This window comes from Rouxiella badensis (genome assembly GCF_002093665.1).
GTDB classification, from domain to species: Bacteria; Pseudomonadota; Gammaproteobacteria; order Enterobacterales; family Enterobacteriaceae; genus Rouxiella; species Rouxiella badensis.
Map to the genome: position 1 here is coordinate 26,755 of NZ_MRWE01000039.1, position 19,672 is coordinate 46,426.

Below are 19,672 nucleotides of genomic sequence, written 5' to 3' on the forward strand. Positions count from 1 at the left end.
ATTATTTTTGTTGTGCAAGAAGCTGGCGCAGTTTCTCGTTGTCTTTGGTCGAGAAGGCGTCGGCGTTATCTTTGGTAATTAAAGCCTGCGGTGTGGACACCACGCGGGAGATTTTCTGGCCAGCTATCAGGCGCAGCATCACGTCCATCGCCACTTCGCCGGTCAGCACCGGGAAGCTGTCCACGGTACCGGTCAGCTCGCCGCGCTTGATGGAGGCGTAGGCGTCGGAGATGCCGTCGGTGCCGAACACCGCCGTTTGCTTGCTTTTACCCGCCGAACGAACGGCTTCGACTACGCCCAGCGCCATGCCGTCATTGTTGGCGTAGAAACCGATTAAATCAGGATATTGCTGCAAAATGGTCGAGGCGGCATCGTAGGCTTTTTCTCGGCTCCAGTTGGCCGGTACGCTAGCGACAACCTTGAATTTACCGTTGGCAGCTATCGTCTCGCGAAAGCCCTTGGTACGCTGACCGGCGGCGTAAACCCCGGGTTGTCCCTCGATAATTGCGACGCTGCCGCCGTTTGGATAGTGCTGGATAAACCACTGCGCCACGCGCACGCCGTTGTCTTTCTGCACGTTGCCGACGTAGTGCGCCGCGTTTGGCATCACCGCATCGTTAACGTTAACCACCGCAATCCCTTTGCTCTGTGCGACGTCATACGCCGGTTGCAGGTTGGCGTCGGTCTGCGGGGAAACCAGCAGACCATTAAAGCCCTGAGCAATCAGCGTTTCGGCAATTGAAAGCTGGCCGAGCTGGTCATCTTCATTGGCCGCTGCCTGATAGGCGAAGGTAAAGCCGTCTTTATCGGCGACGTTTTTATAGCCTTGCCCCAGCGAGCGCCAGTATTCGTTGGTCAGCGTTTTGGACACGCCGCCGATTTTTAGCTTGGCATCGGGCTTAGGCATCGCGCCGTATTTGCTATCGAGCTGGGTCCAGTCAGTTCTGTCCGGCTCGGTATCGGACTGTAGGGGAGCCAGCTCCGCCGCATAAATACTTGAGCTAAACAGGGCGGAGGCGATGGCCAGTAAAAGAAACTTTTTCATGTTCTATCCTTTTATTTTTATGAGGTTTTCAGGACGATTTGCCGCGCCGAAGCACTACGCCACGCCCCGTGTAGGGATGAGGGTTATGAAAACATGATGTCATTGATAATCAGCTGCGACGCGACCGCGTCCTGCTCGCCGATGGCTGCACGCAGCGCCTGGTTATCGTCCAGCTTTTCGCACAGCTTGAGCAGGCGTTTCACGGTCGCGATGTTCGCTTCGGCCTCACGCACCGGGTCCAGACCGCTGGCGTCCGGGAAGGTGTCGAAGTAATACGCACCCTGATAACCGTCGCGCTGCATCTGCCAAAGGAATTCCAGCGTGGCTTTCGGATTGACCGAGGCGACCATCAGCCCGTCGTCGCGTTTGCCCCAGCCATCGTTGCAGTCCAGACCCAGCAGGCGCGAGCGGCGTGAAACCATCGCCGCGGCGTAGGCCGGGATCTCGTTGGCGTAGAGCACGTGGGCGAAATCGAGGGTGATCCCCAGATTCGGGCATCCGGCTTCTTCGACGGCGATCAGACAGGTCGTCACGTTGGGAAAAATGCTGTATGCGCGCGGCTCGTTGGGTTTGTATTCAATGCTGACATCCACGTCCGGCGCATATTCGGCCACTTCACGCACCGCGCTTACTGCGTCTTCCCAGATCTTTTTATAGTCGGCCTGGAAGCAATAGTCGAAGCCGTCCTGGCCCATCCACAGGGTCATCAGGTTGGAGCCAAATTCCCGGCCCGCGTCGATCCCGCGTTTAGTCAGTTCGATAGCTTTACGACGGATTTCAGGATTGGGGTTGGTGAAGGCACCAATCTTGAATTCTGGAGCGTCCCAACGCATTTGCATGCCGTTGACCGCCAGTCCCACGTCTTCGATACGCTGACGCAGGCTTCTGATATCGGTAGTAATGTGTTGTGGGTAATTGAGATCCAGATGCGTTAACCCTTTAACCGTCGAAGCACGCTCAATCATTTGTATAACCGACGGTTTGCCCTGTTGGTTTGGCCAGTAAAGGTGTGCCCCAGAGGCAAAAGAGTTTAAACGGGTAGCAAATTTGAGATCAGACATTTGTCTTCCTTTATAAATTGACCGTGATGTACTTTCCAACTTTACCTATTTTAGTAAAGTAGTTTTATTATGAGGTGCCGTGACTATTTCACGCAAGATTAAAAAACATTCAAATTCTGGATTTGGGATGCTATTCACAGATCTGTTACATCACCAAAAAAGGCGGTGATTTTGGCTCTTTTCTTGCGCCGTGACGTAGCTCACCTTTGTCGTTCAGAAAGCAGCAGGCAGGGCGTCACGAGAAGGTGAAGGCGGGATGACATTACGCTGTGATTTTTTTATGTGAAGTTATGGCGCAGTAAGCAAGATTAATAAAAGGCCGGTGAGCAGGACGCTCACCGGTGAGGTTATTGTTGGCCGAGTCTTAAACGATAAAGTGAGGTTGTTGCGGTGATGTACAGTTCGTCGCCGTTCTCGCCGCCGAAGGTGCAGTTTGAAACCCGTTCAGGTACCGGGATTTTACCCATACGCTGCCCGTCGGCATTAAAAATGATAACGCCGTCTTCACAGCTGCAAAAAATCCTGCCCTGCTCATCGATGCAGAAACCGTCTGGAATGCCGGGAGCCACCTCGGCGAAGAAGCGGCCGATGCCGAGTCTGTTCTCCTCTACCGGAAACACGCGCAGCTCACGGCGACCGAGGGTAGGAAAGTCGACTATCGACATATCGGCCACGTAAAGCAGGCTTTCGTCCGGCGAAAATGCCAGCCCGTTGGGGCGCTGCACGTCGCTGGTCGCGATGCTCAGGGCGTGAGTTCTTGGGTTAAAACAGTAGACATAACAACCGATAACCTGGCTTTCAGATTTAAATCCTTCCTCGTCGTTAATAATGCCGTAGGGGGGATCGGTAAACCAGATTGTGCCATCCGAACGCACCACCACGTCATTGGGTGAATTAAAACGTTTGCCGTCGACCCGGTCGACGAGCAGTGTGACTTCACCCTGTGCGTCGGTCCGGCTAATACCGCGACGGCCGTGTTCACAGCTGACAATACGCCCATCGGCGTCGAGGGCGTTACCGTTGGCAAAATTTGACGACGCGCGAAACAGACTGACGCCGTCTTCGGCCGACCAGCGAAACATGCGATTGCCTTTTACATCACTAAAAACAATTGCCTGCTGGTACGGCAACCATACCGGCCCTTCGGCCCAGATGGCCGGTGAGCACAGTTTCTCAAGTTTATTCTCCCGCCAGTTCAGTTCGGACATGGTTTATCCCCGCGTTACTTCACGCCCCAAATTGTTTTGTAATGCCCCTGATAATCGTTTTGCGGATCAAAGGTATTGTTCTTTCCGCCATCGCTGGAAATATTGTCGCGGGTGACCAGATGCGGGGTCGTGACATAGCCGGAAGGCGGCTGTTTAGCGAAGGCGCGGTTGAGTTCATCGAGCAACTGCCAGCCGTGCAGTTTTAGCGGTTCCGGCACCGTTGCCGACTGGCTGTCGCCCGAACGAATACGCTGATACGCCGAAATGGAGCCGTCACCGGCCGAAATATTATAAGGCGCTTTTTCGCCACCTTTGCCGGCAGTTTTCAGCGACGGGGCCATAAAGTCGAAATACAGGTCATTGATTGCCAAAGCATACTGGAAATTATCGCCGTATTTTTGCAGCAGGCTGAAGGTCATGGAAGGCATACGGTTGGCGGTGTCCGCCAACGGCGTATCGATAAATTCTAGCACCTGGCAGCCGCTGCATTTTTCTATCTCTTTCTTCATCACGTTGGCCTTGTCCAGCGCGATTTGATACAGCGAATCGGTAAAGATAAGCACCTTGGCCTTACCGTCGGATTTCACCACCGCATACTGCGCGGCAATCTGCGCGACCTGCGTCGAGTCAGAGGTGACATTGTAGAAAACGTTGTATTTGGCGATCGGACCCGGCTCGGGCACGGCGTGCCAGGCGACGAGAGTGATGCCCTCGCTGACGGCTTTTTTCAGCGGAATTTTGGCTACGTTAGGATTCCAGCCGCCGATGACAATGCCGTCGGGCTTCTGGGCAATTGCCTGGTTGAGCGAAGACAGCTGGTCTTTTATTGAGCCGCCGCCGTCGAGCGTTTCAAGCTTCCAGCCTGCGGCCGCTGCGGCTTCGCTGAGTCCCTGCTGCACGCCCTGAACGCCGCCGTTTTTCATGTCGGAGGCAATAAAGATGATGCGTTTACCGGCCTGCAATTTAGGACCAGAGGTCGGCCCGTCCCACTGGGTAACCGGCGTGACGGCCTTGTCGACGGCCTGCTTTGCACTGTCGAGATAGGCGTCGGCAAAGGCTGTGGTCGAACTTAAGAAAACGCTGCCTGATATCAGGACGGCCAAGAGAGTTTTTGATTTCATTATTGTTCTCCAAAATGACTTAAGGGCGTTGATCGGCTTCGTGTGTAGGGGGCATCTCTTTTTTAGTGACCGCCTGACTGCGCTGCACCGCTTTTTGATTCAGCAGACGTCGGCGCTGGGCGTAACCGGCAAGGGTGATGGAAAGCAGCAGCGTCACGCCGTTAAACAGAGGCTCGACCCAGAAGTCGCCACCGAACTGTTGAATACCGGCGATGCCGATGGCGAGCACCGCAATGCCGACTACCGTACCCCAGACGTTGACGCGGCCGGGGCGGATAGTGGTACTGCCGAGGAATGCACCGACAAGGGCCGGGAGCAGATAATCCATGCCGACGCTGGCCTGGCCTACGCCCTGTTCGGAGGCTATCAGCACGCCGGTGAAGCCTGTAAGCACGCTCGAGGCAATGAACGCGCCGATGGTGTAACGGTTGACCGAAATCCCGTTCAGCCGCGCGGCCGCAGGATTGCCACCGACGGCGTACATGCAGCGGCCAAGCGGAGTGTGTTCTGTGATGAGCCACAGCACCACCGCGACCAGCAGTACGTAGAAGGCAACAATGGGGATACCGGCGATTTCGGTATGATGGAGGGCGGTAAACGCGTCGGGCAGGTCGCCGACGATTTGCCGTCCGCCCGAGTGCCACAGTGCGATAGCGTAAAGCACGGTGCCGGAGCCGAGCGTGGCGACGAAGCTGTCGATGTCGGCCAGCGCGACCAGAATACCGTTCAGCAGACCGTAAAGCGCTGACAGAATCAGCACCGCCACCACGGCAAATTCCCACGAGAAGCCGTATTGCACCTGCAAGGTGATGGCGAGAATGTGCCACAGCACGATGCCGAACCCGACGTTGAGGTCAATCTTGCCGACTATCATCGGGATAGTCGCCGCCAGCGCCAGCAGTGCAATTTTTGACTTGCTGGAGAGGATGGCCTGTAGGGTTAACATCGAAGCGAAGGCCGGGGTGGCGAGCGAAAAGAAGATCACCAGCGCAATGCACAACAGCAGCAGGCCGTAGCGGGTGAGGACTTGCATACTCCATGCGCCTGCGCCGTGCTGGCGAAGGCTGACGCGCTGCTCGAGAGCGGTTGATTTAATAGATGTTTTCGACATGACATTGACGCCTTATGGTTCTTTTAAACGCTTAAGCCGGACACAGTGAAACGAGATGAGTGTATTCAGGATGTAGCAAGAATTTCCCCGGTGCTGGCAGACGCCAACTCCAAAAGATTGGCAAAGGTGACGTCTTCATTTTTGAGTTCGCCAACCACGTTGCCGCGATTAAATACCAGCGCGCGATTACAGATGTGGGCTATTTCCTCGAAATCGGTCGAGATAACCAGCACCGCAACCCCTTCGGCCAGCGATTTATTAAGCAGATGATAGATTTCGGCGCGCGCACCGACGTCCACGCCCGCCGTCGGATCTTCAAGGATCAGCAGCGGTGCATTGAGGTTCATCCAGCGCGCCATGACCACCTTTTGCTGATTACCGCCGGAAAGGGCGCTGACGGTGGTGTTGACGTCTTTGGGGCGGATGTCGAACAGCTGCACTTTCCACCAGCTCGCGCCCGTTTCTTGACGATTGCTGTAGCGTGAGAACAGCCGATGTCCGGCGATGCAGGGGTTGAGAAACAGGTTTTCCCGCACGCTCATGGTCATCACCAGACTTTCTCCGGTGCGATCTCCGGCGACCAGTGACACACCGCGCGCAATTGCGTCGGCGGGCGTACTGGCTTTGAACGGACTGCCGCGAAAAGTAATGTTGCCGTGGGTTTTTTCGCGCAGGCCAAACAGCAGTCGGCCAATTTCTTCCTGTCCTGCACCGCGCAACCCGGCGAGTGCCAGCATTTCGCCGGGTTGAAGCGAGAAGCTCAGCGGGCCAATTTCTCCAACGATGACGTCATCGAGCTGGAGCACCGGCGGTTGATTGACAGGCAGCGGCTCGCGCTGGTCATCCTCAACGCTTTCACCGACTATCAGGTTGACAAGGTCGCGCAGCGAATAGTCAGAAGTTTTACCTCCGGCAACGTATCGGCCGTCGCGCATCACACAGACGTTGTCGGCAATCTCAATCACTTCATCCAGACGGTGAGTGACGTAAATCATGCCGACTTTTTTGGCGCGCAGTCGGTTAATAACAGTGAAAAGATGGCGGACATCATTGGCTGGCAGGGAGGCAGTGGGTTCGTCAAGCACCAGAAGTTCGGCATTGACTGCCACCGCACGGGCGATCGCCAGCAGTGATTTTTCGGTACGTGACAGTTCGAATACCCGCGCGTCGGGGTCAAGGGCAATGCCGACCTCTTTCAGCGCATTGAGCGCGCGCTGACGAATGGCTTTCCAGTTAATCAGCCCTAAACGCCTCGGGAATCCCATCACCAGCGCCATATTTTCGGCAACCGTCATCCATTCTATTAATCCCAGGTCTTGATGGATAAAGGCGATCGGCTGTCTGGATCCATTTTTGAGGTCATTGGCCGAATGAATATTTTTGCCCTGAAACAGGATGTCGCCGCCGTCGCGGGTATAAACTCCCGCCAGCACTTTTATCAGCGTCGATTTTCCCGCACCGTTTTCCCCCAGCAGCGCCAGCACTTTGCCGGGTAGCACCTCCAGACTGACATCATTAACCGCCGGGTTGCCGCCAAAACGTTTGACGATATGTTGCATCGAGAGGATGGGCCGATCGTCACTGATTTGATTGTCACTTTGCATCTTTACGCCCTTTTGAACGCTACGCTGAGTTACCAACAAACAAAATGGAAAGAGATAAACGACTGGTCTAGAATCACACGATAAATTTCAATATGCGAAACCTGATTTCAAAAATACTATGCGCATTGAGTGAAATAATCAAAGTTGTGAATGATTTTATTTACTCTATAAATCATAAGGTTAATAATAATGTTGCTTAAATGTGACCGGTAACACAGTTTGGTGAGCGTGCTGAAAAGCCGTATGAGTAGACTTTTAAACGAGGGAAATATGAGATGAGTCACAAAACAGCGGATGAAGAGAGATCGGGCAAAGAGAAACCTCTGGGCAGTCAAAGTCTGTTTCGCGGCCTTCAGCTGATAGAGATCCTGGGCAATTTCCCCAACGGCTGTCCGCTTGCCCATCTGGCCGAGCTGGCGGATATGAATAAAAGCACGGTACATCGACTGTTGCAGGGGCTGCACGCCAGCGGCTATGTCACGCCCGCGCCTTCTCCGGGAAGTTACCGGCTGACTACCAAGCTAATTTCTATCGGCCAGAAGGCGCTGACATCGCTCAATATCATCCACGTTGCCGCACCGCATCTTGAACAGCTGAATCTGAAAACCGGCGAAACGGTGAATTTCTCAACCCGTGAAGATGACCACGTGCTGCTTATCTATAAGCTTGAGCCGACCACCGGCATGATGAGAACACGGGCCTACATTGGGCAGCACATGCCGCTCTACTGTTCGGCGATGGGTAAGATTTTTATGGCCTATGAGCAGAGCCAGTTCACCGACCACTACTGGCAAACGCATCAGGATGAGATTCAGGTTTTAACCCGCAATACGCTGACCGAACTGTCGAAGATGCAGGAGGAACTGGCCGATATTCGCCAGTTTAAACGGGCGATGGATCGCGAAGAGAACGAGCTAGGGGTTTCCTGCATTGCGGCACCGGTTTTCGACCTGCACCAGCAGGTGAAATACAGCGTGTCGGTCTCTCTGCCGACCGCCAAACTCAAACAGGTCGGCACGAAGGCGCTCACCGAGGCGGTGCAGGACATCGCGCAGCGTATTTCTAAAGAAATTGGTTTTGTCACGCCGCAGTAAACTGGCAGAGGAAAGTATGGCTAAGCGGCCTGGGGAGCAGGCATTCATACTATTTTCAAACTGTAGCGAAAAAACGCCGTTTTTTTCTGGTTCGTTTAGTTAACATTTTGTTTCGTATAACACTTTATTGTGCCTGCTGCGCCCCAAAATCCCGCTTTTCATCGTGAAAAAACGCTTAATCATGTCAATTTATGACCAGATGTCCATGCTAAGTGTGTGGTCTGACATACACCACCGTTACAAATTCGACCCTGAGGTTTTTTGGGTTAACGTACTGAATAACCGCATCTTTAGCAGGGTGGTTGTACAAAATTGTTAATAAATTGGTCAGAAAGAGTTATAGCGTTAACACTAAAACGAATCAGGTGGTACAATGCCGCGCTCATGTTTTGACGCAAATATATTTAAGTTGTTCATCCTTGAGAAGACCGTAGTAACTATTACAATTTGTAATTACTATCAAAATAAATTTTTTTGGAGAGTGCCTGCATGTCTGGATTAAATTCCCAGTCGAGCCTCATACTCAGGCTATGGTGTTGTATTTTAGGGGTTATTCTTACCGTAAGTGGCTTGTTCTTCGCCATTGAAGGTGGAAAACTGGTTTCTCTCGGTGGTAGCTGGTACTTCTTGATTGCCGGCATTGTGATGGTGTTATCTGCTATTCAATACTTCCGTGGTAAATCTTCTGCTGTAGTCCTGTTCGTTCTGGTGTTCCTTGGAACCCTCATCTGGTCATTCTTTGATGCAGGTTGGGATTTCTGGCCACTGGTATCCCGTTTGATGGTGCCTACGGGCTTTATGCTGTTAGGCTTTGCTACCTGGCCAATCCTGCGTAAAAAAGAAGGTAAGGCGAGTTTCGCCAAGCTGTCCTACGTCCTGACTGCCGTATTGGCCGTGGGCATGGTGGTAACCTTCGTGCAGATGTTCCAGCCGCATCCGACCGTTGCTTCTAATGGTAATGAGCTGCCTCTGGTACCTGTTGATAAAGCCAAAGAGCAAAAAGACTGGAGCAACTGGGGCAATACCCCAGGCGGTAACCGCTTCGTGGCGTTGGATCAGATCAACCGTAACAACGTTAAAGATCTGAAAGTTGCCTGGACCTTCCACACCGGCGATACCCCAATCAGCCCAGGAGGAAACGGTGCAGAAGATCAGGAAACTCCGCTGCAGATTGGCGACAAAGTATTCCTGTGTACTCCACACAACAACGTCATCGCTGTCGATGTCGATTCCGGCAAACAAATCTGGAAGCGTGAAATCAACGCGCAGGCACAGGTTTGGAACCGCTGCCGTGGTCTGGCCTACTTCGATGCGACTAAGCCTGTTGTACAGCCAACGGTGCCAAACTCTACGCCGGTACCGCAGCCTGTACTGGCTGCCGGTGACACCTGTCAGCGTCGTATTCTGATGAACACCATTGATGCGCGTCTGGTTGCTATCAACGCCGACAACGGTGAGTTCTGTTCAGACTTCGGTAACAACGGTGTTGTTGACCTGAAAGCCGGTCTGGGTGAAGCAGGCGATCCTAAATACCAGCTGACCTCCGCCCCAACTGTTGCCGGTACCACCGTTGTGGTGGGCGGCCGTGTTGCGGATAACGTACAAACCGATATGCCGGGTGGTGTAATTCGTGGTTTCGACGTTATCACCGGTCAAATGCGTTGGGCGTTCGACCCAGGCAATCCAGATCCAAACGCGAAGCTGCAACCGGGTCAGACCTACGTTCGCAGTACGCCAAACTCATGGGCACCAATGTCTTACGACCCAGCAATGAACACCGTGTTCATGCCTATGGGTAGCCCATCTGTTGACCTTTGGGGTGCAAACCGTAACGCGCTGGACCACAAATACGGTGCCTCCGTATTGGCGGTTGATGCGACGACCGGTAAAGAGAAGTGGGTTTATCAGACCGTTCATAACGATCTGTGGGACTTTGACCTGCCGATGCAGCCAAGTCTGATCGACTTCAAGATGAAAGACGGTACGACTAAACCCGCCGTTATCATCGGTGCTAAAACGGGTCAGATCTTCGTGCTCGATCGCCTGACCGGTAAGCCGCTGACCGAAGTTAAAGAACTGCCTGTTAAGACGCGTAATATTCCTAACGAGCAGTACTCTAAAACTCAGCCGTTCTCTGTAGGTATGCCTTCAATTGGCAATCAGAAACTGACCGAATCGGACATGTGGGGTGCGACACCGTTCGACCAGCTGATGTGTCGTATTAGCTTCAAATCAATGCGTTATGACGGTCTGTTCACCGCGCCAGATACCGATAAGTCTCTGAGCTTCCCAGGTTCTCTGGGCGGGATGAACTGGGGCAGCATGTCCTTCGACCCGAATCACCATTATATGTTTGTTAATGACATGCGTCTGGGCCTGTGGGTACAGATGATCAAGCAGAACAACAACAACGTTGCTGCAAGCAACGGTGGCGAGTCTGTTAACACCGGTATGGGCGCCGTTCCTCTGAAAGGCACTCCTTACGGCGTCAACAAAGACCGCTTCATGTCTCCGCTGGGTATCCCGTGTCAGAAACCACCTTTCGGTACACTGTCTGCGATTGACCTGAATACTCAGAAAATCGTCTGGCAGGTTCCGGCCGGTACTGTTCAGGACACCGGTCCATTCGGTATCAAAATGCGGGTTAAAATGCCTGTGGGTATGCCTACTCTGGGCGGTACTCTGGCAACTCAGGGCGGCCTGGTATTCATCGCCGGTACTCAGGACTACTACCTGCGTGCATTCGATGAGTCAACCGGTAAGGAAGTTTGGAAAGCGCGTCTGCCAGTAGGCAGCGGCGGCGGCCCAATGAGCTACGTTTCACCGAAAACCGGTAAACAGTACATCCTTATCTCTGCAGGCGGCGCACGCCAGTCACCAGACCGCGGTGACTACGTTATTGCCTACGCACTAGACAACAAATAAGCGCTCGCGCTTGGTTGAATGATAAAGCCCCGGCTGGAGACAGTCGGGGCTTTTTTTATAAATATCAATCTGCAAATTTTCCGATTACACCCCGACCTTTTTAAGGGGGTGAATCTTTGCCGCGTCAAATAGTGATTCTCTGCTCATAGCGCTTTTTATATTGCCGTGGACTCACGCCAACGTGATGCCTGAAAATACGCGAAAAATAGAGCGGATCCTCATAACCTACCGCCTGGGAAACCTGCCCAATCGCCAGGTGCGTTGACTGAAGAAGGTTTCTGGCGCGGTTGATGCGCTGCTTTTCCCGCCAGGAAAATAGGGTTTGCTGCATCTCCTTTTTGAACAGATGTGCCAGCCGGGAAGGGGATAAAAATACCTGCCCGGCGAGATGTTCAATCGTCAACTCATCGGCAATATGATCGGTAATGTAATGGCATAAGGCGCTGATTCTTGGGTCTACGCTTTGGTGATTTGAGGCGGGCTGCAGCTTGAAACACGAGATAATCAGTCGCTCCAGCGCATTCATTGCCAGAGCCTCGCTGAGTAATTCGTTGCTGGCATTCTGCTGGATGACCTCCCAAAAATAGTCCTGAATCTGCCCCGTTAAGGCTGGGTTATTGAGCGACGTCACGCCGATATTATCTTCAAGCCTGTCCCAGCGTAGCCAGTCTAGCCAGTAGGGACGTGGATGAAAATATATCCATAGATGATCCCAATGCTCGCTGTTGTCTGCGCGGCCATAGTGGTGGGCAACATCGGGTGGAAAGAGAAACAGATCGTTAATACGACTGTAGATGTATCGATTGCCGGCTTTTATCCTGCCTTCGCCTCTTAAGGTCATATGTAAAATATAACCCTTCATGCCACCGGGGCGGTTTATGTAGTAATCAAGCGGGCTGGCGCGTGATATTGGCGTATAACCGGCCACCAGATAGGCATTGAAGGTGAAACTTTTCATCAATGGTGAATAGCTCACCCTGTCTTGCTGATTCAATTCCATTCCATTTGCCCTGCCTGGCTGCCGGTAAGTGAGAGATTAATGGCACTTTACTTTGGGGACTCGACTTCCGATTGGTAAACTCGCACTCCCCAGGGTTCTATAGGCTGATGGCCGTTAGAAGACGCGGGTGCATTGCCCAGCAGGCAAACGCTGTTTTCTGGCGCGGTTATCTGCTGCGGTTCTAAAGAGTAATTAAAGAAGAATGTCAGTGTTTTACCCGCCCTGCCTAGTGCCTTTTTAACAATGATTGGGAAACTGTGAGCCGTGTGGCAAGACGCCAAAGAGCCCTTTTGGGTCAGGCGCTTGACCAACTGTGAAATCACCGGCTTACTGCTTAGGCAACCGATATAAATAGCCGACCCCTTACCGTATTGCGACTCGGTTATGGCGGCATATTTTCCCCAAACGGGATGCTGATAGCGGGCGAGTACCTGGACTTTATCCGCGTCATCGGGGGTCAGCAGCTCCATCCATAACTCGGCGCGCTCATCGTCGGCAAGGGTAAAGTCACCCACCTGGCTGGTCAGGCCGACATCCTGCGGCAGAACAAACTGGCTGTAGCTGACTCGGCAGCACGCTTTAATAACACCCGGTTGGCTTTGGGTCCTGACTTTCACGTTTTCATCACTGAAGCCGCTTTTAAAACTGATAAGCGCATGGCCTCCCGATTCGACATAGTGGTTGATTCGTTGCAAGAGCGCGTCAGAGGCGGCGTAGAGTGCTGGAACAACGATAGCCTTGTAGCGCGAGGTGTCTGAATTGACGTCGTTGATGATATCCACGGAAATATTGCTGTCGTAAAGCGCGTCATAAAAGCGGCGAAAAACGTTGTTATAAACGTTGCTTTGCGCGTCACCAGGTTTAAACCAGTTGAACGCATCCATCGCCTCATTGCTCACCAGAATAGCCACCTCATTGTCGATTTTCATGTCCTCCAGATAATCCGACAGCGTTGCCAACTCTGCGCCAATGGTTTTGGCCTCCAGATAGGTAGGATTAGGGGAGAAATCGTGGCTCAACAGGCCTTTCCAATAAGTTTCGAATGAATTGTGAATAGAGTGCCAATGCCAGTAGGAAACCATTCTGGCGCCGGAGGCGATATGACTGAAGGCCTGTAGGCGAAGTTGGCCGGGGAAAGGTGTCCATTGCGCAAATCCCTGGGCTTCGGTCTCCAGCACAAAATATCCGGCTCCCTGTTTCAATGCTCGAGCAATGTCACCGCCAAAGGAGATTTCACGGCCGGTCAGCTGCTCCTGAGAAGGATGGTAAATATCCACACCGGCAACGGTTAATGCCTTTGCGGCAGAGAAATGATCGACCCGAGGTTGTACACCATAGGAGTAACCACGCCATTCGAAGTCAAAATTATGGGTAATAAACTGCTCCGGACGCGCATATTCTTTTACTATCTGGCTTTGCCACGCCAGATAATCGGTCACTGTTTGACGCTGAAAGGTCGAGAAAGCGCAGCCCAGGCTGGCGTTAATCGTGTTCTCGACGGGGGGGAAATCCTCCCAATGGTCGATACGGTTACTCCAGTAATCCAGCCCAAAATCCTTATTCAACTGGTGAAGGTCAGGATAACGTTCGCGAAGGTGGGCGATGAATTTTTGCTGCATCACTGGCCCGACGTTATCGTAGTGCTTGGTTTCATTATCCAGCTGGTAGCCCACGATGGCCGGATGCTTGTGCACGTGCTCTAGCAATACGCGGATGATATTTTCCGCATAGCGCAGAAAAACGGGGCTGACGATATCCATAATCTGACGGCGACCATATTTTTCCTTTCCCTTGAGGGTAGTCACCATCACTTCGGGATGTTTACGCGCCAGCCAGGAGGGAATAGCATACGTCGGCGTGCCGATAATCACCGCAATACCGGCCTCGTGCATGGCGTCCAGAACGCGGTCAATATGATAAAAGCAGTACTCTCCTTGCTGCGGCTCGAGCGTACTCCAGGTTGATTCTGCGATACGCACGATGTTAATACCGGCATCCTTCATCATGCTAATATCTGCTGCCAGCCTGTCTTCAGGCATATATTCATCATAATAGGCCACACCGTAGTAAATCGCCGACATACTGCCTCCTGATATTATTCAGTGATTGTCTTTTGAGGAATAAAAGCGCGTGCTTTATCTAATGTGAAGTAGGAAATGAGCGTAAATGAAAAGGCGATAAGCCCTAGAACCAAATAGCTGTCCGCAAAGCCAAAGTTTTTATACATATGGCCAATAGCGCTGGAAAGAAATATTTCGCTAAACCTTTTTGAGAACTGGAAGCCGATTAAATACACCGTTGCCGAAAGCCATGGGTTAAAGTTTTTAGCGATATATTTTAGGCCCGCGACTAAAAATACCGAACTTTCGAATCCATGCAGCATTTTGATGGCGCTAATTGAGACAGGTCCAACCGCGTAAGCTGAACCAATGATACGAAGACTCATGATCAGACCGCAGTAGATTAGGGCATTTTTGGGGCCAATTTTATTCACAAACCACGGCGAGAAGAACATGACTATGGCATCAAGAAATATCTGTGCCGTGTAAAGATAACCGAAAACTTCAGCGCCGCGTGCTTTACTGGAAAAGAAATGGCTGTAGTAAATGGCAAACTGCTGATCGTAGGTTTCATACACCGCGCCGACGCCGACCATGTAGAGGGCGAAGAACAAAAACTTGCGTATTTTCATTAAATTACGCACGTCTTCGAGCGTGACGGGCGCGCGTCGGCTCCCCTGTGCGGCATCATTGATTGAAACACGTGGATTGGTCTTCCACACAATGAACAATAAAATAACCCCTGCACAGCTTGCCATCCAGAAGATGAGATTCTGGTCTATTCCGTAGAGAATACCCGCCATAAAGGTGGCGATGGCCGCACCAATACCGCCAAACATTCTTGCCTTACCAAATTCGAATCCCGTCATGCGGCTGACTTTATCGATATAGGCTTCGCACACGCCACAGCCTGCACCAAAAGCAAAACCAATATAGATGCCGCCCGCCAAGGCACCGAGTATGACATTGTATTTAAGCAGTGGAGCAAAAATCCAAATCCAATAAGGGGCGAATAGCGTAATAATAATCGCCAGCATCCACATTAGATTTTTTCTAAATATAAGTTTGTCGGCCACAAACCCGAAAATAGGCTGTACGCAGACAGAGACAATGGCAGTAAAGGAATAAACCAGGCCAACGTCGGCATAATCAATGCCAATAGTGTCCGTGAGCCACAGTGAAAGATAGGGATAACAACTTCCCCATCCAATAAAGAAGAACAAAAAGAACAGGCAACACATGAGATAATTATTATTGAGTTTTAGCATGATTCACCTCGTTACCCCCCAATGGGTCGTGGAATTAACTTAGCGCTAAATATCCACATAAAGCGGTAAAGAGATGCTGCTAACATAGAAAAATCTGCTGCACAGGGTCGCTTTGTGAGCAACCTCACGTTGGCCAAGGGGGAAATAAAAAACGGCTTCCTTAGTCAGGAAGCCGTCAGGGTTTTAAGGGGATTTCAGACAAAAATCATCTTTTGGTCATTCAGAGCCCGATCAAGGTTGCAGGCTTTTTCGTACCTCACTCACCTCATCGGCCGTCACAGGCGGCGCCTTGTTGCTCCAACCTTGACGAATAAAGGTTGAGAGCTGGGCAATCTCGTCGTCAGACAGGCGTGCCGCAAAGCCTGGCATTGCCAGCGTAGACGGTGCCCGTGCGGTAGAAGGCTGTTGCGCACCGGCGAGGATTGTGTGGATCAATCCCGTAGGGTCCTGCGCATTAACAATTGTCGCCTGACTCAGCTGCGGGAAGACGCCCGGCGCCCCTTTGCCGGTCACAAAATGGCATGCTCCGCAGTTGTCCAGATACAAACGTTCGCCGACGCTCAGGTTTTTCGCTGCGGTCAGTCTGGCCTCGGTTGCGTTGTTTGACTGAGTATCCTCCGCCGATAGCGGAGGGTTTCCACCCAAAAACTTCACGTAAGCGGCAATCGCTTTCAGGTCAGCCTCGGTCATATAGGCGGTGCTGTTTTCTACCACCGAGGTCATCTCACCGCCCACGGCGGCTTTGTCGTTGCGACCTTTGCCCAGGTAATCAACAATTTCCTGTTCATTCCAGTGTGCGATACCGCGCAGGGAAGGGACTTCCCACCCGTTAAGGCTGCCCCCAGCAAGGAATTGAGCATCGCCGCTGTCGAGTGCTTTCTCGTTCATGCCAAGGCCACGCGGTGTATGGCAGCTGCCGCAGTGTCCAAGGCTTTCGACCAAATAAGCGCCACGATTGACCTCAGCCGATGCGCCACCAATAGGCTGGAAAGGCTTGTCAGAGGTGAAAGCCCAGTTCCAGAAGCGCATGCCCCAGCGCTGGCTGAACGGGAAGCTGAGTTCGGTTTTTGGCGGCGATTCGGCACTCGGTTTTACACCCTGCATGAAATAGGCGTAGAGCGCGTGCATATCCTTATCGTTAATTTTGGCGTAATCAGGGTAGGGCATTGCCGGATACAGCCGCGTACCGTCAGGCAATACGCCCTTACGAACCGCATCGGAGAACTGCTGTTCGCTGTAGCCGCCGATACCGTGGTCTTTATCCGGCGTAATGTTGGTCGAATAAATAGTGCCTAAGTTCGACCTGATGGCCAGTCCGCCGGAAAAGGCTGGCCTGCCTGCTGTCGTGTGGCACGCCCCGCAGTCGCCCAGCCGTGAAACGTATTCGCCCTGTTTGATAAGCGCTGCGTCATCGGCCTGAGCGTGTGCCATAAAGCCTGCTCCCATAAAGACGACGTTAGCAAATAAGAAGCTCTTGAGATTCATCATGTTCATGTCACTTATACCTGTACCAATGGGCCGGGATTTTTCAGATAGTGATCTTTAATCGCCTGTGCAGCCATTAGCGTAATAGCGCCAATAGTATCGGTTGGGTTAGCCTGGAAGTTTTGCGGAAAAGCGTTGCCGCCCGGCACGAAGACGTTGTGCACATCCCAACTTTGCAGGTACTTGTTCAGCGCTGAGGTTTTCGGATTGTCCCCCATCACCGCGCCACCCACGTTGTGTGTGGAGACATATTTGGTCAGGTCAAAGTGTGCGTCCATCGGCAGGAAGCTTTCGCTGTAGCTGTCAGGGTTTAGCTCTTTGGTGATATTGCCCACGATCTCTTTAAGATACTGCTGTAGCTTGAGTTCGTTCTGTTTCCAGTCGAAGGTCATACGCAGCAGCGGCATGCCGTATTCGTCTTTGTAGTTCGGATCCAGGTCGAGATAAATATCGCGATACGACTGGCAGGTCGTGGTGATGCTGATTTTCATCGAATGGCCGTACCACTCTTCCATGCCCTCTTTCCAGCCGGTTCCCCAGCTCGGCGTTCCCTTCGGCAGAGAGGTGCTGATTGGCGTCCCTGTGGCCTGAGAACTGTGAATTTTCGCGCCGCCGATGAAACCTAATCCCGGACCGTCGAAGTTACCCGGTGAGATGTCGTTGATCATCTGTCCGGTGGCGCCTGCCGTTGCAAACGGGTTAAAGTTTTTGTCTTTGAAGAACAGCGTCGAGCCGCCGTTACTCAGGAACGCATAGTTACGACCCACCACACCTTCTTCCGTGATCGGGTTGTAAGGCTTACCGATGCCCGACAACAGCATCAGGCGTACGTTGCAGAACTGGAAGCTGCTCAGCACCACAATCTTGGCGGGCTGGAAGCACTCGTTGCCCTGCGCGTCGATGTAGATAACGCCTTTGGCGGTTTTTTTGTCATCGTGCAACACGACTTTCAGCACGTTGGCATGCACTTCGTAGGAGAAGTTCTCCCTCCGTTTTAAGGCGTCCATCACCGCCGTCTGCGGCGAGGCCTTGGAGTAGTTGAGACAAGGGTATTTACTGCAATAACCGCAGTAGTTACAAGGTGCTATCTGATTACCGTAAGGGTTGGTCCAGGCGCGAGATACGCAGGCGGACGGGTTCGGGAAGGGGTGATAGCCCATCTTTTTCGCCACGTCGGCAAACATACTGCTGTTGAGGGTATCTTCCAGGGCAGGCAGTGGATACGGCTCTGAACGCGGACCTTCGAACGGGTCGCCTCCCTCCATGATTTGGCCGCGCAGGTTGCCGGTTTTACCCGATTGACCGCAAATATGCTCGAACTTGGTGTAGTAGGGTTCGATCTCATCCCAGCTGAAGGGGAAGTCCATGATACGCATGTCTTCCTGTAAAATGCCGGGCTTATAAGCCCGATCGGCATAGGTCTTGAGCTTCAAGTCGGTTGGGGTCGGGCGGATAAGTACCGCCGTCCAGTGTAGGCCAGACCCCCCCACGCCGGTCCCTGGTGCAAACGCGCCCCATTTACGGGTCGGTAAGGCCGTTTCGCTCATGTTGTAGCGAACCGTTACGGCTGCCTCTGCAGGAGTAGCCATGACCTTGTTACGTACCGCGTAGGCGTATTCGTCCGCCGGTTTGGGGTAGGCAAAATCTTCGTAGCTACGGTCACCGCCGCGTTCGAGTGCGCGGACCTTCAGGCCTGCCATCGCCAGCTCGATACTCATCAATGAGCCTGCCCAACCGAGGCCGACGACGACGACGTCGACTTCTTCTTTCGTTACTTGTGCCATCATTAATCCTGTCAAATCATCAGAAAACGGAAATCCAGCCAGTTTCGGCTTAGGCGCGTGCACCCGTCAGGCTGACCGGGCCCAGTGGATAAGGGATGTTGTGCTGTTTCACCCACTCGGTGTAGCTCGCACGGGCACCGGGGAAGCCGATGGCAATCCAGGCCTTCATGCCTTTGTTACCGCCGTAAATCGGGTCTGCGAGATAACCGTGTTTAGTATCCGACAGCAGCTCGCTGAAGAACTGCGAGGCAACGAGAGACTGCTCACCCAGGTCGGCGAATTTGATAACGTTTTTCTGAAGCTGGGTCAGAACGTCGTCTTTCTCCAGCTCAGACAGCTGATGAAAAGCCTTCTGGTGTGTCTGCTGGCACCAACTTTCTGCCAGGCGGATACCTATTTTGTAGATTTCCTGAGGGCGATAAGGCAACTGGTAACCCATAGTCGCGGGAGCGTGCACGTTGAACGGACCTTGCATATAGATTTCACTGCCAAACTCGCCGTGCATTTGCTGGTCGATAAAAATAGGCACATTGGTTTCGAGTGCGCCGGGGGCTTTCCCTTTGCCACCCGCTGGGATCAGGCGGTCCGCGGCGGCCATAATAAACTGCCACTCATCGGCGCTGAAAAAGACCGGTTTATAGTCGAGTAATTCGGGGGCGGCCATTTCTGCTGCCTGCGCGGCAGTAAATCCTTTCATCATAATGGCGCTAACGGGCAATGCCATTATTGATCCGAGTAAGAACTTACGACGTGTGGTTTTCTTTTGTAGGAGCATAGCAATACGACTCTCACAGGCTTAAATGTTAGGAGTGGGTTAATTATTATTGTGGTTGGGTACTGAATTATAATATCACTGCAACATTATAAATAAATGAATAAATCCCAGGTTAATTAAGCTTTCATTGG

14 protein-coding genes are annotated in these 19,672 nt (G+C 52.5%); 2 read left to right on the plus strand and 12 right to left on the minus strand.

All coding sequences use genetic code 11. The features are described from left to right. Nucleotide 1 precedes the first annotated feature (1 nt). The 6 genes from BS640_RS18980 to BS640_RS19005 all read right to left on the minus strand — a co-directional run bounded on the left by BS640_RS18980 (nt 2) and on the right by BS640_RS19005 (nt 7,150). Entirely contained in the window at nt 2–1,045 is a 1,044-nt protein-coding gene (locus tag BS640_RS18980; RefSeq protein ID WP_017494113.1) for a sugar ABC transporter substrate-binding protein, read from the minus strand. A gap of 83 nt (nt 1,046–1,128) precedes the next feature. After that, nucleotides 1,129–2,106 (minus strand): TIM barrel protein, encoded by a 978-nt coding sequence (locus tag BS640_RS18985; protein ID WP_017494112.1) that lies wholly within the window; start codon nt 2,104–2,106, stop codon nt 1,129–1,131. 347 nt (nt 2,107–2,453) lie between these two features. After that, on the minus strand, nt 2,454–3,314 hold the full coding sequence (locus BS640_RS18990) for an SMP-30/gluconolactonase/LRE family protein (protein WP_017494111.1): 861 nt from the start codon (nt 3,312–3,314) through the stop codon (nt 2,454–2,456). A gap of 14 nt (nt 3,315–3,328) precedes the next feature. Then, entirely contained in the window at nt 3,329–4,435 is a 1,107-nt protein-coding gene (locus tag BS640_RS18995) for an ABC transporter substrate-binding protein (protein WP_084913143.1), read from the minus strand. 19 nt (nt 4,436–4,454) lie between these two features. Next, nucleotides 4,455–5,546: an ABC transporter permease gene (locus BS640_RS19000; RefSeq protein ID WP_017494109.1), complete on the minus strand. Its 1,092-nt coding sequence runs from the start codon at nt 5,544–5,546 to the stop codon at nt 4,455–4,457. A gap of 65 nt (nt 5,547–5,611) precedes the next feature. Then, nucleotides 5,612–7,150, minus strand: a complete 1,539-nt coding sequence (locus tag BS640_RS19005; protein ID WP_026110823.1) for a sugar ABC transporter ATP-binding protein — start codon at nt 7,148–7,150, stop codon at nt 5,612–5,614. 275 nt (nt 7,151–7,425) lie between these two features. Between BS640_RS19005 and BS640_RS19010 the strand changes: the two genes are divergently transcribed. Then, on the plus strand, nt 7,426–8,244 hold the full coding sequence (locus tag BS640_RS19010) for an IclR family transcriptional regulator (RefSeq protein ID WP_017491872.1): 819 nt from the start codon (nt 7,426–7,428) through the stop codon (nt 8,242–8,244). Nucleotides 8,245–8,733: 489 nt separating this feature from the next. Then, entirely contained in the window at nt 8,734–11,169 is a 2,436-nt protein-coding gene (locus BS640_RS19015) for a glucose/quinate/shikimate family membrane-bound PQQ-dependent dehydrogenase (protein WP_084913144.1), read from the plus strand. 124 nt (nt 11,170–11,293) lie between these two features. Here BS640_RS19015 and araC read toward each other — a convergent pair whose 3' ends face one another. The 6 genes from araC to BS640_RS19045 form a co-directional block, all read right to left on the minus strand. Next, complete coding sequence (gene araC, locus BS640_RS19020) at nt 11,294–12,169, minus strand: arabinose operon transcriptional regulator AraC (protein ID WP_084913145.1); 876 nt, start codon at nt 12,167–12,169, stop codon at nt 11,294–11,296. Nucleotides 12,170–12,216: 47 nt separating this feature from the next. Beyond that, on the minus strand, nt 12,217–14,250 hold the full coding sequence (locus BS640_RS19025) for a beta-galactosidase (protein ID WP_084913146.1): 2,034 nt from the start codon (nt 14,248–14,250) through the stop codon (nt 12,217–12,219). A 14-nt stretch (nt 14,251–14,264) separates the two neighbouring features. Further along, nucleotides 14,265–15,497: an oligosaccharide MFS transporter gene (locus tag BS640_RS19030; RefSeq protein ID WP_084913147.1), complete on the minus strand. Its 1,233-nt coding sequence runs from the start codon at nt 15,495–15,497 to the stop codon at nt 14,265–14,267. 231 nt (nt 15,498–15,728) lie between these two features. After that, entirely contained in the window at nt 15,729–16,982 is a 1,254-nt protein-coding gene (locus tag BS640_RS19035) for a c-type cytochrome (protein WP_419722299.1), read from the minus strand. A 14-nt stretch (nt 16,983–16,996) separates the two neighbouring features. Next, on the minus strand, nt 16,997–18,766 hold the full coding sequence (locus BS640_RS19040; protein ID WP_084913148.1) for a GMC family oxidoreductase: 1,770 nt from the start codon (nt 18,764–18,766) through the stop codon (nt 16,997–16,999). Between the two features lie 49 nt (nt 18,767–18,815). Then, entirely contained in the window at nt 18,816–19,541 is a 726-nt protein-coding gene (locus tag BS640_RS19045) for a gluconate 2-dehydrogenase subunit 3 family protein (RefSeq protein WP_026110531.1), read from the minus strand. Nucleotides 19,542–19,672: the final 131 nt, after the last annotated feature.

Bases quoted from the DNA above. Each gene is read 5' to 3' on its own strand.
- BS640_RS18980 (WP_017494113.1), bottom strand. From the start codon at position 1,045: ATGAAAAAGTTTCTTTTACTGGCCATCGCCTCCGCCCTGTTTAGCTCA.
- BS640_RS18985 (WP_017494112.1), bottom strand. From the start codon at position 2,106: ATGTCTGATCTCAAATTTGCTACCCGTTTAAACTCTTTTGCCTCTGGG.
- BS640_RS18990 (WP_017494111.1), bottom strand. From the start codon at position 3,314: ATGTCCGAACTGAACTGGCGGGAGAATAAACTTGAGAAACTGTGCTCA.
- BS640_RS18995 (WP_084913143.1), bottom strand. From the start codon at position 4,435: ATGAAATCAAAAACTCTCTTGGCCGTCCTGATATCAGGCAGCGTTTTC.
- BS640_RS19000 (WP_017494109.1), bottom strand. From the start codon at position 5,546: ATGTCGAAAACATCTATTAAATCAACCGCTCTCGAGCAGCGCGTCAGC.
- BS640_RS19005 (WP_026110823.1), bottom strand. From the start codon at position 7,150: ATGCAAAGTGACAATCAAATCAGTGACGATCGGCCCATCCTCTCGATG.
- BS640_RS19010 (WP_017491872.1), top strand. From the start codon at position 7,426: ATGAGTCACAAAACAGCGGATGAAGAGAGATCGGGCAAAGAGAAACCT.
- BS640_RS19015 (WP_084913144.1), top strand. From the start codon at position 8,734: ATGTCTGGATTAAATTCCCAGTCGAGCCTCATACTCAGGCTATGGTGT.
- araC (WP_084913145.1), bottom strand. From the start codon at position 12,169: ATGGAATTGAATCAGCAAGACAGGGTGAGCTATTCACCATTGATGAAA.
- BS640_RS19025 (WP_084913146.1), bottom strand. From the start codon at position 14,250: ATGTCGGCGATTTACTACGGTGTGGCCTATTATGATGAATATATGCCT.
- BS640_RS19030 (WP_084913147.1), bottom strand. From the start codon at position 15,497: ATGCTAAAACTCAATAATAATTATCTCATGTGTTGCCTGTTCTTTTTG.
- BS640_RS19035 (WP_419722299.1), bottom strand. From the start codon at position 16,982: ATGAATCTCAAGAGCTTCTTATTTGCTAACGTCGTCTTTATGGGAGCA.
- BS640_RS19040 (WP_084913148.1), bottom strand. From the start codon at position 18,766: ATGGCACAAGTAACGAAAGAAGAAGTCGACGTCGTCGTCGTCGGCCTC.
- BS640_RS19045 (WP_026110531.1), bottom strand. From the start codon at position 19,541: ATGCTCCTACAAAAGAAAACCACACGTCGTAAGTTCTTACTCGGATCA.